Source organism: Achromobacter sp. MYb9, assembly GCF_002975275.1.
In the GTDB taxonomy this organism is placed as follows: domain Bacteria; phylum Pseudomonadota; class Gammaproteobacteria; order Burkholderiales; family Burkholderiaceae_B; genus Achromobacter.
Genome location: NZ_PCOQ01000001.1, coordinates 172,964 through 187,002, shown reverse-complemented (window position 1 = coordinate 187,002; position 14,039 = coordinate 172,964). Strand labels below are relative to the sequence as shown.

General features: G+C 64.6%; 10 protein-coding genes and 1 other RNA gene. 1 reads left to right on the top strand and 10 read right to left on the bottom strand.

Features of this window, described 5'->3' with window-relative positions; all coding sequences use genetic code 11:
• From CQ050_RS00895 to wecB, 5 genes are read right to left on the bottom strand one after another with little or no spacing between them, the layout of a single operon-like run.
• Window positions 1–981 carry a twin-arginine translocation pathway signal gene (locus CQ050_RS00895; protein WP_105554982.1) on the bottom strand — a complete coding sequence of 327 codons (981 nt, stop codon included), beginning with the start codon at window positions 979–981 and terminating at the stop codon, window positions 1–3.
• Window positions 982–1,019: 38 nt separating this feature from the next.
• Entirely contained in the window at window positions 1,020–3,767 is a 2,748-nt protein-coding gene (locus CQ050_RS00890; RefSeq protein WP_105554981.1) for a hypothetical protein, read from the bottom strand.
• On the bottom strand, window positions 3,764–5,461 hold the full coding sequence (locus tag CQ050_RS00885; protein ID WP_105554980.1) for a glycosyl transferase family protein: 1,698 nt from the start codon (window positions 5,459–5,461) through the stop codon (window positions 3,764–3,766). Before CQ050_RS00885 ends, CQ050_RS00890 begins: the two co-directional genes overlap by 4 nt.
• A 12-nt stretch (window positions 5,462–5,473) precedes the next feature.
• Entirely contained in the window at window positions 5,474–7,690 is a 2,217-nt protein-coding gene (locus CQ050_RS00880; protein ID WP_105554979.1) for a cellulose biosynthesis cyclic di-GMP-binding regulatory protein BcsB, read from the bottom strand.
• 34 nt (window positions 7,691–7,724) lie between these two features.
• Window positions 7,725–8,885 carry a non-hydrolyzing UDP-N-acetylglucosamine 2-epimerase gene (wecB, locus tag CQ050_RS00875; RefSeq protein ID WP_105554978.1) on the bottom strand — a complete coding sequence of 387 codons (1,161 nt, stop codon included), beginning with the start codon at window positions 8,883–8,885 and terminating at the stop codon, window positions 7,725–7,727.
• 328 nt (window positions 8,886–9,213) lie between these two features.
• Here wecB and CQ050_RS00870 point away from each other — a divergent pair, with 328 nt between their 5' ends.
• The gene (locus CQ050_RS00870; RefSeq protein WP_105554977.1) at window positions 9,214–9,558 is read left to right on the top strand and encodes a hypothetical protein; all 345 of its coding nucleotides are present in this window, start codon (window positions 9,214–9,216) and stop codon (window positions 9,556–9,558) included.
• A gap of 104 nt (window positions 9,559–9,662) precedes the next feature.
• Here the strand turns inward: CQ050_RS00870 and ssrA are convergent.
• From ssrA to ompA, 5 genes are all read right to left on the bottom strand, one after another.
• Window positions 9,663–10,052: a transfer-messenger RNA gene (gene ssrA / locus CQ050_RS00865) on the bottom strand.
• A gap of 91 nt (window positions 10,053–10,143) precedes the next feature.
• Entirely contained in the window at window positions 10,144–11,319 is a 1,176-nt protein-coding gene (locus CQ050_RS00860; protein WP_105554976.1) for an MFS transporter, read from the bottom strand.
• 392 nt (window positions 11,320–11,711) lie between these two features.
• Entirely contained in the window at window positions 11,712–12,386 is a 675-nt protein-coding gene (locus CQ050_RS00855) for an HAD-IA family hydrolase (protein ID WP_105554975.1), read from the bottom strand.
• Window positions 12,383–13,111: a bifunctional 2-polyprenyl-6-hydroxyphenol methylase/3-demethylubiquinol 3-O-methyltransferase UbiG gene (ubiG, locus tag CQ050_RS00850; RefSeq protein WP_105554974.1), complete on the bottom strand. Its 729-nt coding sequence runs from the start codon at window positions 13,109–13,111 to the stop codon at window positions 12,383–12,385. The genes CQ050_RS00855 and ubiG overlap by 4 nt, the downstream gene beginning before the upstream one ends.
• Before the next feature lie 148 nt (window positions 13,112–13,259).
• Window positions 13,260–13,841: an outer membrane protein OmpA gene (gene ompA, locus CQ050_RS00845; protein ID WP_006225153.1), complete on the bottom strand. Its 582-nt coding sequence runs from the start codon at window positions 13,839–13,841 to the stop codon at window positions 13,260–13,262.
• Between the last annotated feature and the right edge of the window lie 198 nt (window positions 13,842–14,039).

Here is a 14,039-nt window from a genome sequence, read left to right as displayed (position 1 = left end):
CTACTTGCCAATGGCGGCCTTCATGCGGTTGCGCCAGGTGTCGGCGCCCATGATGGACGCGTTGTCCCATAAGCCCTTGGCGTCCGGTCCTTGGGCATAGGTGGGTTCGAACATCTGCCAGACCAGCACCTGCGGCTTGTTCTGCTTGAACGCGGGCGACTCCAGGTACTCCAGCAGCATGATCCACTGGCCGACGTTGCCGGGCTTCCAATTGACGGAGACCGGGCGGTCCAGCACGTTGGACAGCTTCTGCGGAAAACCGAAATACGGCTGCACCATGCTGTGGCCGGTCACGTGCACGGGGGCCGGCGCGTCGTCCAGCAGGCTCTGGTTTTCGGCCTGGCGGCGCACGGTGTAGGTCTCGCGGCCGGCCTGCTTGCGCTGGTCGGGCGTCAGGAACAGTTCAGCCAGATCGCCATAGCGGCGCTCGTTGACCACGCTGCCCAGCGGCATGCCGGTGCCGGGCTTGCCGGCCAGCGTCTTCACGTCTTGCTGGATCTGCTGCGCCAGCGCTTCGGCGGTGGCGTCGGCGGCGGCCTGCGTCCAGTGCTGGTCGGTGCGGTAGAAGACGTCCTTGCCGCTGTCCTTCACTTGCTTCAGTACGGCTTCGTCGTCGAAGGTCGACACGCCGGCCTGCTTCAGCTTGTCCTGGATGGTCTGATAGCGCTTCTTCACGTCGGCGCTCAGCGATTTCCCGTCGGGCAGCTTGTCCTGATAGAACAGTGTCTTGTCCGGCAGCACCAGCACTTCCAGCTGGATGCCCTTGGCGGCCAAGGCGTCGCGGGTTTCGCGTACCAGCTGGGTCGAGGCGTCGATGCCGCGCATGTCCACCTGCGTCAGGCTGCCCCAACCGGGGAACAGCCAGTTGTCCTTGCCCTGGATCACGAGGGACGAGCCTTCCTGCGCATACGCGGCAACGGCCAGCAGCGCGGCGGACAGGCCAATCGCCAGCCGGCGGGAAAAGGGGAAAGGGGTTTTCATGAAGACGGACTCCTTGTTCGTTGCGGGTCGGCGCGTCGTCAGTACGACAGGGTCAGGTTGATGAACAGGCCGCGGGCCCGGTCGGCCGCGCCGCCGCCGATGTTGAAGCGGTATTGCGTCGTCCAGTCCAGATAGGACCGTGGTGCGTTGTAATGGTCTTCGCGGAACCAGTAGCGGACGTTGAAACCGGGGCCGGCGCCCAGGGACCAGGACGAGCCGTTGCCCACCAGGTTGTAGGAATCGGTGCCGTTGATGTCCAGGCCGGATACACGGTTCCGGTTCGACAACCAGTCCGCGCCGATCACGGCATACGGAAAAAACACCAGACGGTCGCTGATGGCGTCCATGCGGTAGCTGCGCCCCACGCGCAGCTCGCCCGCGCCAAAGGCCTGGTCGCGCTTCAGCCTGCCCGATGATTTCTCGCCATCGACGCCGGTCGCGTTGTTGCGCAGCCAGAATTTCGCGGGCATGTCCTGCCAGGAGTAGCCCGCCTGTACGTAGCCTTCCATCGTGAACCAGTCGGGGCGGTCGATGCGCAGCGTCGTGCCTTCATACAGCCCGTAAGTCACATAGGCGAGCCAGCCGCCGCTACCGGCATTGGTTTCGTAGTGGGCGGTCTCGTTGTCTTGGTTGAGCTGGCAGCGCAACGCCGACGGATCCGGGCTGAACGTGCCGCGCCGGGTCGCGGTGCCCAGGTTGAACTGGCGTTCCAGGCCGAATGTCAGCCCCACCTCGGTGGACGGCGTGAAGCGCAACCCCAATGAGCCCACCGTCGTGGGAATGCCGGCAAGCCCCTGATTGCTGGTCTCGTTGACGTCGATGCTGCCGCCGCACGGGTCGGACACGGTCTGGCTCGTGGTCTTGCCGCCCTTGTCGTACAGCGTGTTGGATAGGCGGCCGTACAGTTCGAAGACCTGGGTGGACGAATTCAGAAAATCCGATGGCCGCCAGAAGATCTCGGCGGTGCTGAATACGGCGTCGCCCGGCACGGTAACCGCCGCGCCGCCCAGGCCTGCCGAGGCGGGCCGTGCGCCCCGGTAGCCGGCGGAAAAATAGCCGCCCCATTCGCGGTCCAGCCCCGCGATGCCGTTGCGGGTGTCGAAGCGCTGCTGCGGCGTCAGTTCCAGCCTGCCGGCATCGGCTTCGTCGATGGCTTCCTTCAGTTTGTCGACCGCGCCGCGTTTGTCGCCCACTCCCGACAGCGCATAGCCCTCGTCCAGGATGACGGTCGGAGGCGCTTTGCCGGTGGCGCGCGCCGCCTGGAAATCCTGGAGCGCCAGCTTCGGCTGTTTCATGCGCTGGTGCAAATAGCCGCGCTGCATCAGCAGCGTGGGATTGTCGGGCTGGGCCGCCAGCGCCTCGCTCATGCGCTGGTTGGCTTCCGTCAATTGCGCGCGATTACCGGCGGCCAGCGTGGTCGTCAGCAGGCGCTGGAACTCTTTGTTGGCGGGGTCTTGCGCAACCGCCTGGCGGGCTTGGGCAATGGCTTCCTGATAATCCTCGCGCGCATACGCCGCGTAAGCCAGCGAGGCAGGGCCGCCGCTGCCGGCGGCGTCCGAAGGCAGCAGTTCGCACGATGTGCCGTAGGGCGTGTCGCGGCAATCCTGCACCGGGGCAGGATAGTTGGCCAACGTCAGGGTCGCAGGCACCGCGGGCCGAGAGCGTGCGCGTTTGATGCGAGCCTCCGCCGCGTCATCCTTGGCGCCCAGCGGCTGCAGCAAGGCTAGCGCGCGCGCGTTCTCGCCGGCGGCCAGCGACGCATCCGCCGCAATCAAGCGGATATTCCGGCGCTGGTCGTCGTCCAGCCAATCCTGCTTGAGGGCGGCGTCGAAGTCCGCGTCCGCCAGGTCGGTCTTGCCCTGGCGCTGGCGCAGATACGCGCGCATGACCAGCGCCACGGTGTTTTCGTCGTCCTGCTTCATCGCGTCCGTCGCGGCGTCTTCGGCCGCCTGCAACTGGTTGTCCAGCATCAGGGCGCTGATGAGCAGCAGGCGATGGCTGGCGGTATCGGGCGCCAGCGCGACGGCCTGACGCGCCAGCGGCACGGCGTCGCCCGGCCGATTGGCGATCAGGGCCTGGTAGCCCGCTTCGGCCGGCTTGATCGCCATGCGCCGCTTCATCGTCTGCTGGCGGGCGGTCAAGTCGTTCTTGTTGGGTGCACCCAGCGCAATCGCCTGGGCGGCGGCAGCGTCGGCCTCTTCATACTTGCCCTGGGCTTCCAGCGCGTCCAACCACAGCATGGCCCACGCGCCTTGCTTCGGATCGATGCGGAACGCCTGTTCGGCCCCGCGCGCGGCGGCCGGGTAGTCGGCACGGTTGTAGTCGGCGTAGGCGCGCGTGGCGATGGGAAAGCCGCGGCGGTAGGCGGAAGTCGTGGCCGAACCGCCGGATGCAACGCCCGCCGGGCGCGGCGCTGCCTGCGGCCGGAGGTTGGCGCGGGCCTGCCGCAAGGCGGGGGTGTCCAGGCCGTTCTTGATCGCATCGGCAGCGGCCTGATCGGCCTCTTTCAGCTTGCCCTGCTTTTGCAGCGAATAGACCAGCAGCAAGCGCAGCCGTTCCACGTCCGGACGCAGGGCGATGGCGGATTCCGCCTGCCGCTGGGCAAGTTCATACTTGCCCGCGTCGTAGTTCTTGTAGCCTTCATCGGCAAACTGCCAGGCGGCGCCTTCCAGCGGCGCTTCCGTCTTGGCCGGCGTCTGGCCCGGGGTTTGAGCGGAGGCGGGCGCGGCCGCCCACACGCATGCCAGCGCGGCGGACAAGATGAGCGAACGGGTCAGCAGAGTCATGTCGTCGCGGGTTTGTCTTTGGCGTGCGGGGGCGGCGGCGCCTCCTGTCCCGCTTGTTGGAAATCGATGGCCTCGTTGAGCGTGCGCTCGTCCAGCCAGCCTTGCTCCATCAGAATCTTGCCCAGTGGCTTTTTCTCGCGCGCCTGGATCTCAAGCGCGCGTGACAGCGTGTCCTGGTCGATGGCCTGCCAGGACAGCAGCAGTTCGCCCAGCCGCTTGCGCTGCTGCGACAGTTGGTCGGTGCTTGGGAAGTCGTGCATGGTCTTGTCCCATGCCAGGCGCTTGCCGGTGATCAGGTGCATGATGAACAGCCGCCAGGCCCGCGCCGCCGCCATTGCATTGATGAAATTGCCGACGATCATCCGGGGGATCGACAGCATGGCGTGTTCCCAGCCATACATGCGCCCCACAAAGTACGCCCGCTGCACCACACGCAGCAATAGGGCCACCGCATTGATCCACATCAGCGTCACCAGCCACCCGCCGGGCCGGAAATAAGAGGGGTAATACACCGTCCACCAGCCAAACTTGTCCGCCAGGAAAAACACGAAAAAGTTGGCCAGCAGGACATATGCCAGAATCGCAATGAACGACGTGATCAGCCCCTTGCGGTCGCGGAACAGCAGGTATCTGGTCGCCAGTGATCCCGTCCATCCCACTTGCTGCCAGCCCTGCAGGCCGATCCCCAGCGTCCAGCGCGCCTTCTGCCGATACGCCGTGCGAAAGGTGTTGGGAAAATATTCGCGCACACCCAGCGGCATTCTGATGGTCGATATTTTTTCAGGCCCAAGCCCGAACCACGAGCGCCGCCGCGTCACGTATTCCACGCGGAACTTGCCGAAGATCTGCTTCATGCCGCGCTGGGCCAGCCGCGCGCCGATGTCATAGTCTTCGGTCAGCGTGTCCGTGTTGAAGGGCTGGTTGTTGGTTTCAGCCGCAAGCTCCACCAGCGCATGGCGCGAAAAGCAGGTGCCCACGCCGGCGGACGGCACCATCTTGGACAGGCTTTCGCGCACCACCAGGTCCTTGGTGTGCCACTCCGCGAATTCATCCATGTAGGTGCCGGCGACCAGCTCATACCAATGGCGCTCCAGCGACGTCACCGGCAGCTGGATGAAATCGATGCGCGGCAGCAGGTAGTTGTAGTACTTGAGCTCCAGCGGGTGCAGCACGTCCTCGCTGTCATGCAGGATGACGCCGGCGAAGGGCACCGGTTGCTTCTCGTCCTGCGCGAAGATGGCCTGCACGATCCAGTTCAGGCAATCGGCCTTGCAGGTGGGGCCGTCGTGGGGCACTTCCACCCGGATCAATTGCCGATAACGCCGGCGCATGCGCTCCACTTCGTCGATCGTCCGCTGGTCGTTCTGGTACGTGCCGGCGAAGATCATGTAGTTCTTGTATTCCAGCGTCGACACCATGGTCTCGAGCATCGACGAGATCACGTCGTACTCCAGCCACGCGGGCACCATGATCGCCAGCGGCTGTTCCTCCTTGGCGCGCAGCTGTTCAGCCGAAAGCGGGGTGTAGCGGCGCTTGACCGTCAATGAACGCCTCAGCTCGCGCAGCCAGTACCAGGCGTCGATGAACAGGTCGTCCAGGCTCGACAGAAGGATGACCACGCCCACGATGGCGGTCACGACTTCCAGCCCGCGGTAGTAATCCGCGATGAGGTAGGGCCAGTAGAGCGAGGACATGGCGCTTCCGGGTTACTTGTTTTCCTTGTGCTTCCTGCGGCTCACGCGCAGGGCAACGATCAGGATCAAGATCAGTATCAGCATGCTGATGCTGATGGCGGGCACGCTCCACGAGATATAGCGGCGCCATTCGAAGAAGGCGCTTTCGCCTGCGCCCGGCGGGTGGCTGGCGTCGGGGTTGCCGCTATCGATCCAGGCCACCGGTCCCGTTGCGCCGATGATGACGACGTTGCCGCGGTTCAGCACGAAGGGCGCATCCAGCATGCCCGGCCGCTCGCCCAGGGTGTGCCACAGCAAGCCGTCCTGGCCGCCGCCGCTGACGACCTCCGCGGTGCTGATGTGGTCCAGGCCGGAAATGTCCAGCCAGGGCGCGTCCTTGCCATCCACCTTCAATTGCTTGCGGTCGGTCACCTGGACCATGGGCTTGGCTCCTTCCACCGCGACTTCCATCGCCAGGAACGGCCGTGCCGGCTTGACGGCCTGGCCTGCGGGCGTCACCGTCAGCTCGGCGCGCGTCGCCGACACGCCGCTGGCGGAGGCGATACCGATCACGCGCTTGAGGTTGTCGGGCGCATCGGCCAGGTAGGCGTCCGGGATGATCAGTTGCGGGCTGCCGGCCAGCAGCGGCAGCAGTCCCACGAAGGTGCCGTCAGGCTGCGCCTTGCCCGGTTTTACGTAGCTCGTCGGCAGCACGTTCACGGGATAGCCCTGGGGGATTTCGTTGCAGTCCACCGATACCGGCTGGCGCTGGAACGTGACGCGCACGGCATTGGTGACGCCCAGCGCATAGCCGGGAACGCGAGCGATCAGGCGCTCGGGCCTGCCGTCGGCGTCCATCTGTTTGGCGGCCAGCAGAATGCCGTTCCAGAAGACCGAGGCCACGGGACGTGTCGTGGACGCCCCGGGCGCCGCAGCCAGATCCAGGACCAGTTCGTCCGGCATCCGGCCATCCGCGGATACGGACGCCAGCGGGAAGGTTGCGTTCCAGTCGCCACGCGCGACCACGTCGAAACTGTCCGCTGAACCGCCTAGGGTCGTCAGGCGCAGGCCGCCGTCCGCGAAGGTCTGGGGCGGCGTGGCGGTTTTCACATTGACCTGGCGCGTCACCAGGATGCGCCGCCAGGCCGCGTCGAAAGCGCCTGCGCCTTGAGCACCGGCATCGGCCGCCACGGCGATCACGGCTTGGCGCCCCAACGACAGCAGCCGGATATCCTTCGCGGGCAGGTCCGCGCCGGCCAGCGGCATGCGCTGCTGGCGCCACGCCTTGAAGGCGTCGGCGGCGTCGGCGTCCGAGGCCAGTTGCGTTTGCAGCGCATCCAGCGCGGCGTTGTAGCGAGCGCGCAGCGAGGCATCGACGATGACCACATCGCCGCTCACGGCGGGGGCGCCCAGGACGAGCAAGGCGCCAATTTCGGCGGGGCTGGCCAGCTTGTGCTTCGCCTTGTCCGTCACGGCGGCGAACGCCGGGATCTGCCCCAGGCCGGCGGGCGCCTGCAGGCCCCGCGTGTCGACCTCGTCGCCCACCGACGGGAATGCCTTGACCGCCACGCGCTTGCCCGCGCGCTCCATCGCCACGCCCATGCGCCAGGCGCTGTCGAACGTCTGCGGGTCTACCTTGGCCCCGGGCACCATCAATACCGGTTTGCCGGGCAAGGTGCGCCAAGCGTCATCAAGATTGCTGATGGCGGACGCGTCGTAGCGGTAGCTCAGGTCGGTCTGTGGCGAGATCGTCAGCGCATTGGCCGTCGCGCGATTGCTCTCGCAATTGCGCAGTGCGATTTCCGATTGCCAATCGATGCCGAGCCGCAGGAAACCGGTCTGGCGGCTGCGCTGTTCCACGGCCAGCTTGCGCGTCAGGGACCCGTCGCCGTCGGCGATCCGCTGTGCGGTTTGCGGCTCACCGTCCACCCATAGCACCATGCTCGTGCGCCCCGGCTCGCCCTTGGTGTACCTCGCGTCGAAGTTCAGGGTTGCATCGGAAATGGGCACGCCGCGCGGCACGGGAAGATAGAAGTCATGACGCGCGTCGCTGTTGCTCAGGACGACCGGCTCGGTAATGCCCAGGTCTTGCAGCGTGGTGCTCCGCGTGACCCAGTCATCGCTTTGCAGGCGCCGCAAAGCGTCGCCGGCGGGGCTGGCCGTCGCGGCCACGGGAAACAGCATGCCGGCGGCCATCAAGGCGCGGCAAAGCGTTCGGATAGCGGGGGTGATCAGGCTAGGGGAAGGCATGGGGGCTCCGGGCTGGGAATACGTCGCAAGGGCGTCAGGCGCCAGCAGCGGACGCAGTTCCGTAGGGGTCGAATTCCGATACGGCGCGTCCGCACAAGGCGTCCACGATGCGTTGGCTGGCTTGACTGTCTCCATAGGGGTTGATGCGCCGCGAGAAAGACGCATGCAGGCCAGGGTCATCCAGCAGGCGGGTCACTTCGGTCACGATGCGCCGTGTGTCGGTGCCCACCAGCGCCACCGTTCCCGCCTGCACCGCCTCGGGGCGCTCGGTCACGTCGCGCATCACCAGCACCGGTTTGCCCAGGTAAGGGGCTTCTTCCTGAACTCCGCCGGAATCGGTCAGGATCAGATACGACCGCTGCATGAACCAGACGAAGTCCAGGTAATCCAGCGGATCGATCAGGTGCACATGCGGCAGGCCAGCCAATTCCGTCATCACCACATTGCGGACTTGCGGGTTCAGGTGCACGGGATAGACGATCTGCAGGTCGTCGCGTCGGGCCAGTTCGGCCAGCGCCGCGCAGATATTCTTGAAACCGTCCCCAAAGCTCTCGCGCCGATGGCCGGTCGCCAGCAGCAGCCGGCGGGACGGATCCAGCCAGTCGTAGCGGGACTCCAATTGGCGGGCCAGCGGACCTTGCGGATCCAGTTTTTCGCACGTCATCGCCAGCGCGTCGATCACCGTGTTGCCCGTGACGGTAATGTGGCCCGCCAGGTTCTCGCGCAGCAGATTGCCGCGCGACTCGGCCGTGGGGGCGAACAGCCAGTCGCCGACCGCATCGACGACGCGGCGATTCATTTCTTCGGGAAAGGGCATCGCCAGATTGCCCGTGCGCAATCCGGCCTCGACATGGCCAATACGGACACGGCGGTGGAACGACGCCAAGGCGCAGGCAGAGGCGGTGCTGGTGTCGCCATGCACCAGGACGCAATCGGGTTGCTCGGCCTCCAGCACGCTGTCCACCCGGCTGATCAACCGCGCATATAGTCCGTTCAGGGTCTGGTTGGGGATCATGATGTCCAGGTCGTGCTGGGCGCGCAGGTCGAACAGCGCCAAGACCTGATCCAGCATCTCCCGGTGCTGGCCCGTCACGCAAACCACGCTTTGAATCCGTCGCTCCTGCTGCAGCGCGGTCACAAGTGGCGCCATCTTGATGGCTTCGGGACGCGTGCCGAATATGGACAGGACTTTCATCGCAAGAATGACCTCACAGACGTGGTGGCATTTCCTTGCGTTTATTATGTATTGAAAGTATTGGTAATATGTGACGGATTATTTCGACTCGAACCAATGCTGGGGACATACTCGGTAAAAGTTCGGGCCGTTGTCCCCGCGCCACGGCACGAGCAGGCGGTAGCACTTTTCTTTCTGAGGTTCGCCCTGTTTGGGCTTTCTCGATAAGCGTTTCAGAAAAACCCGGGCACCAGAAGCCAACGGGATTCGGCATGCCGGCCTTTTGCTGCGCACGCCCTTATCGAAGTATCTTCATTGCTCCTGTTCGGACAGAGAAGGAGAAGTGAGCATGAAAATGAGAGCGAGAAATTTCGGTCGCGCTGTCGTGCTAGCGTGCGTTCTGGCCATGCCCGCGATACAGGGCTGCGCGACAAATACCGACCCTCGCGTTGCGGCAGCGGTGGATGACCAGCCCTTCAATGCGTGGCTCAACAACTTGGTGGACCGGATCAAGGCGGAGCCAAACTACAAGCGCATCCCCATCGATACGAAAGCCGAGGAAGACCAGTTCCTGGTGTGGTTGCATGATGCTTATCACCACCGGATCACCAGACAGGATTTCGCCGCCCACGTGAACGGCCGATATCCAAACCATCAAAACGAAGTTGCATTTATCGTCTCAAGGCTTCCCTAAGGGGCGCGGGGTCTGCCGGTCGGGGACGCCGAACCCAAACACGCAAAAAAAAGGCCAACTTTAAGGGTTGGCCTTTTTTAAGTGCTTGATAGCACTGGAGTGTTTGGTGGAGCCGGGGGGAATTGAACCCCCGTCCGCAAGCCCTCTGCAATCAGTTCTACATGCGTAGTCGATTTATTTAGTTTTAACTCTGGACTTAGCCAACCGACAGGCCGGACCAAAGCGATTCACGTAATTTAAATCTGAGCCGTGTGACCCCAGCGCAGACCGATTCCTTGTGAATGTCGCTGCTGTGGTTCGAGGGTTACCCCCCTAGGAAGTTGCCTTCCTCCACCTGACCCAAGGACAGATCAGTGCAGCGGCTCACCGCTTAAGCGGCGAGAGCGAAACGCTCGTCGTTGGCGTTTGTAGTGTTTCCAGTGGTTTAACGAGCGAACTGGTGCTCGGCATGCCCTGAGTTGTTTCGCGACCCACGTCGAATCCGGATCGGCCCCAAGAACTTCTATTGTACTGGTAAACGCAATAGCCTGCTGCGTTCTCCGCGCCCGCCCGCAGAGGCGTGGCGCGGGGGACACACGTGCTGGCTCAGGCAGCGTTGGCGCACGCGGCTTTCGCCTGCCGCGGGCGCGACGCAGCCATCAGCGCGAAGGCCAGGGCAACGGAAACCGCCACGATGACCGATGCCGCCCAGCCCAGCGACGCCAGGCCGTAGTGGTCGATGACATGGCCGCCGACCACGGCACCCAGCCCGATGCCGATGTTGGCGCCCGAGATGTTCAGCGAGGCCGCGAAGGCCGGCGCTTCGGGGGCAGCCTTCATCAGGCGCACATGGCACACGATGAACAGCGCGGCCTGCGCAATGCCCCAGACGCCCAGCGCCACGGCCAACAGGCCGTGCGATTGCATCACGGGCGCCACGAATGCCAGTCCTGCCGCCATCATCGATGAGAACAGCGCGGTCGCGCCCAGCGGGCTGCGGTCCACCATGCGGCCGCCCAGCGTGTTGCCGATCAGGCCCACGCCGCCGAAGGCCATCATGGTCCAGCCGACGATCTGCCCATTGAATCCGGCCAGCCGCTCCAGCATGTCGGCCAGGTAGGTGTAGGCGGTGAACATTCCGGTGAACACCAGCAGCGACAGCACCACGTGGCCCAGCACGATCGGGTTGCGCAGAATGCGCAACTGCGTGACCAGTTTGACGCTGTCGGCGCGGATGCGGGTGCTGGGGAATGCCAGCAGCAGGAGCAGCGCCTTGGCGAAAGCGACGCCCGACAACACCCAGAAGGCCGCACGCCAGCCAAACGCATCCGAGATCAGCACGCCAATCGGGATGCCAAACACGGTGGCCGCCACGATACCGAAAGCCACCATCGAGATCGCGCGGCCGGCGCGCGCCGGTCCGACCAATTCCACGGCGGTGGCGCTGGCCAATGACCAGAATACAGGCAGGGCCAGGGCGGGCACGAAGCGCGCCACGGCCATGACCCAGATGTTCGGGGCCATCGCCGCCACGGCGTTGGACACGCCGAACAGCAGCAGCACGCCGATGAACAGGCGCTTGCGTTCGACGTTGGCCATCAGCGCGGTCAGCAGGGGGCCGGTGGCCGCCACCGTGAAGGCGAACAGCGACACCAGCAAACCGGCTTGCGACACCGTGACGCCCAGGTCGCGGGCCAGCCCGGGCAGCAGGCCGACGATCAGGAATTCGGTGGTCAGGATCGTGAAACCGGCGGCGGAAAGTAACAGGATAGGCAAAAGCATAGGCATTCCTCTGGCGCGATGCCGTCAGGCGGCGCGCGGGGCAGGGCGTTATCGGCGTACTGAAAGGTCTAAGGGGCGCGGCGGCATGGAGCCGGGCGCTGCGCGGCGGCAGAAAGCCGTCGGCGCGTAGGGCGGTGGTTGCGAATGGGATCGGCTGCAACCCCGGCGTCAGCCGGAATGGCAATCGGGAGGCACCCGAATGCCTTGCATGAGTGACACTTTAAGGGACTTTGGAATCCGGATAAAGGGCCCGGTTTCGGATAAATTATTCGACCAGATCAACTAATACGCGCGAACAACCGTAGGAAACCCGTGGCGGGGCAGGCGGCCGAAGCCGACCCGGCCCCGCCGGACGTACCGCTGCAGGCAGCAGGGCAGCAGCATGCGTCGTGTCAGCGCAGGTCGCTGGGCAACAGCGGTTGAATCGCGGACCAGAGTTCCGCCGGGGTATTGGCGCAGGTCTCGGCTTCCCAGGTGCTGATGTTGTCTTCTTCGCCCACATAGCCGTACGCGGCTGCCACGGCGGGCATGCCCGCCGCGTGCGCGGCCTGGATGTCGCGCAGGTCGTCACCGACATAGACGCAGCGGTCAACGGCGAAGCCCGCTTCGCGCGCGGCGTGTTGCAGCGGCAGCGGGTGCGGTTTGGCGTGGGCCGTCGTGTCGCCGCAGACCAGCACCGCGCTGTCGCGCGTCAGGTCCAGGAATTCGACGATCGGCAGGGTCAGGTAGGTCACCTTGTTGGTGACGATGCCCCACGACAGGCCGCGGCGGCGGATGTCGGCCAGCAGCGCTTCGATGCCGGGGAACAGCTTGCTGTGCACGGTCGAGCTGGCCGCGTAGTCTTCCAGAAACTGCAAACGCGTCGGCTCGTAGTCCGGATCGCCAGCTTTCAGGTCCAGCGCCACGCGCAACAGGCCGCGAGCGCCTTGCGACGCGACGGGGCGCAGGGCTTCGTAGGGCAGGGGTTCCAGCCCACGGCGGGTGCGCTGCCGGTTGGCGGCGGCGGCCAGGTCGGGGGCGGTATCGGCCAGGGTGCCATCGAAGTCGAACAGGATCAGGGCGCTCATTTACGGGTAGCCATCAGGTAGTTGACCGAGGTGTCGGCCGACAGCGTGTAGATCTGGGTGATCGGGTTGTATTCCATGCCGCGCATGCTGACCGGCTCCAGGCTGGCGGCGCGGGCCGCCGCCGATAGTTCGCTGGGTTTGATGAACTGGTCATAGCTATGGGTGCCGCGCGGCAGCAGGCGCAAGACGTACTCGGCGCCGACGATGGCGAACAGGAACGCCTTGGCGTTGCGGTTCAGTGTCGAAAAGAACACCCAGCCGCCCGGTTTGACGAGCGTCGAGCAGGCACGCACGATGGATGCCGGGTCCGGCACGTGTTCCAGCATCTCCATGCAGGTAACCACGTCGTACTGCCCGGGCTGTTCCGCCGCCAGTTCTTCCACCGGCACTTTACGGTATTCGACCTTCACGCCGGACTCCAGGCCATGCAGTCGGGCAACCTTCAGCGACTTGTCGGCCAGGTCGATGCCGGTGACGTCCGCGCCACCCCGGGCCATCGATTCCGACAGAATGCCGCCGCCGCAACCCACATCCAGCACTTTTTTGCCGGCCAGGCTGCCGGCGCACTCCTGAATCCATTCCAACCGCAGCGGATTGATGGCGTGCAGGGGCTTGAACTCGCTTTCGGGGTCCCACCAGCGGCTGGCCAGGGCGCTGAACTTGTCCAGTTCGGCCTGGTCGGCATTGACGGCGGGGCGGGCGGAGTCGTGAATTTGCGTGGTCATGGGCGGTCCAGCGAAAAGCGACGCTATATATAGAGGGGTCCGTCGCGCGAAGGCGGGAAGGAAACACGCCATTGCACCACGTTGGTGCAAGACGGACGAAAAAAAGGGCCTCGCTATGCGAGGCCCTTTATTGTAGCTAGTCCGGCAATTACTTGCGGCTACCCACGATTTCGATTTCAACGCGACGGTTTTGGGCACGGCCCTCTTTCGTCTTGTTGGAAGCGATGGGGTTCGACTCGCCCTTGCCTTCCGTATAGATACGGTTGGGGTCGATACCCTTGCTGACCAGGTAGGTCTTGACCGAAGCGGCGCGGCGCTCGGACAGCTTCTGGTTGTAGGCGTCAGTACCGATGGAGTCGGTGTGGCCAACAGCAATGATGGTTTCCAGCTCGATACCGCGAGCTTGCTGGGCGACTTGATCCAGCAGCTGACGGCCTTCGGGCTTCAGGGTCGACTTGTCGAAGTCGAAGAACGTGTCAGCATTGAACACGACCTTTGCCGCCATCGGGGCCGGCTTCGCCTTCTGTTGTGCAACCGGGACACCGTCGCAACCGGGGATACCGGTGGCAGGGGTCCAGAAAGCATCGCGCCAGCACAGTTCGTTCGTACCGTTTTTCCAAACGTTACCGAACGGGTTGCGCCAGTTGTCCACGGTTTGCGCGGAAGCTACACCAGAGGCCGTGACGGCGGCGAAGGCGAGCGCCAGAGCGAATTTGGAGGGTTTGTTCATGTTTCTCCTCGTTGAGCTTGAAGCTGGATAAGTGACTCGCAGCGAACCCCCGCCGCATATCAGGAAAACGGGGCCAGTATAGCAACGCCAAGAGCTGGTTCAAAGGATTAGCTACTGGGTTTCCTGCGTGCTGGAAACAATCTTAAGGCATTTGGGGGGCTTTGGCTTCCCTGGACAGGCGCATTAACGCTGGATACG

What these genes read in the sequence shown, in the direction of transcription:
- CQ050_RS00895 (WP_105554982.1), bottom strand. Translation starts at nt 981, where the DNA reads ATGAAAACCCCTTTCCCCTTTTCCCGCCGGCTGGCGATTGGCCTGTCC.
- CQ050_RS00890 (WP_105554981.1), bottom strand. Translation starts at nt 3,767, where the DNA reads ATGACTCTGCTGACCCGTTCGCTCATCTTGTCCGCCGCGCTGGCATGC.
- CQ050_RS00885 (WP_105554980.1), bottom strand. Translation starts at nt 5,461, where the DNA reads ATGTCCTCGCTCTACTGGCCCTACCTCATCGCGGATTACTACCGCGGG.
- CQ050_RS00880 (WP_105554979.1), bottom strand. Translation starts at nt 7,690, where the DNA reads ATGCCTTCCCCTAGCCTGATCACCCCCGCTATCCGAACGCTTTGCCGC.
- wecB (WP_105554978.1), bottom strand. Translation starts at nt 8,885, where the DNA reads ATGAAAGTCCTGTCCATATTCGGCACGCGTCCCGAAGCCATCAAGATG.
- CQ050_RS00870 (WP_105554977.1), top strand. Translation starts at nt 9,214, where the DNA reads ATGAAAATGAGAGCGAGAAATTTCGGTCGCGCTGTCGTGCTAGCGTGC.
- CQ050_RS00860 (WP_105554976.1), bottom strand. Translation starts at nt 11,319, where the DNA reads ATGCTTTTGCCTATCCTGTTACTTTCCGCCGCCGGTTTCACGATCCTG.
- CQ050_RS00855 (WP_105554975.1), bottom strand. Translation starts at nt 12,386, where the DNA reads ATGAGCGCCCTGATCCTGTTCGACTTCGATGGCACCCTGGCCGATACC.
- ubiG (WP_105554974.1), bottom strand. Translation starts at nt 13,111, where the DNA reads ATGACCACGCAAATTCACGACTCCGCCCGCCCCGCCGTCAATGCCGAC.
- ompA (WP_006225153.1), bottom strand. Translation starts at nt 13,841, where the DNA reads ATGAACAAACCCTCCAAATTCGCTCTGGCGCTCGCCTTCGCCGCCGTC.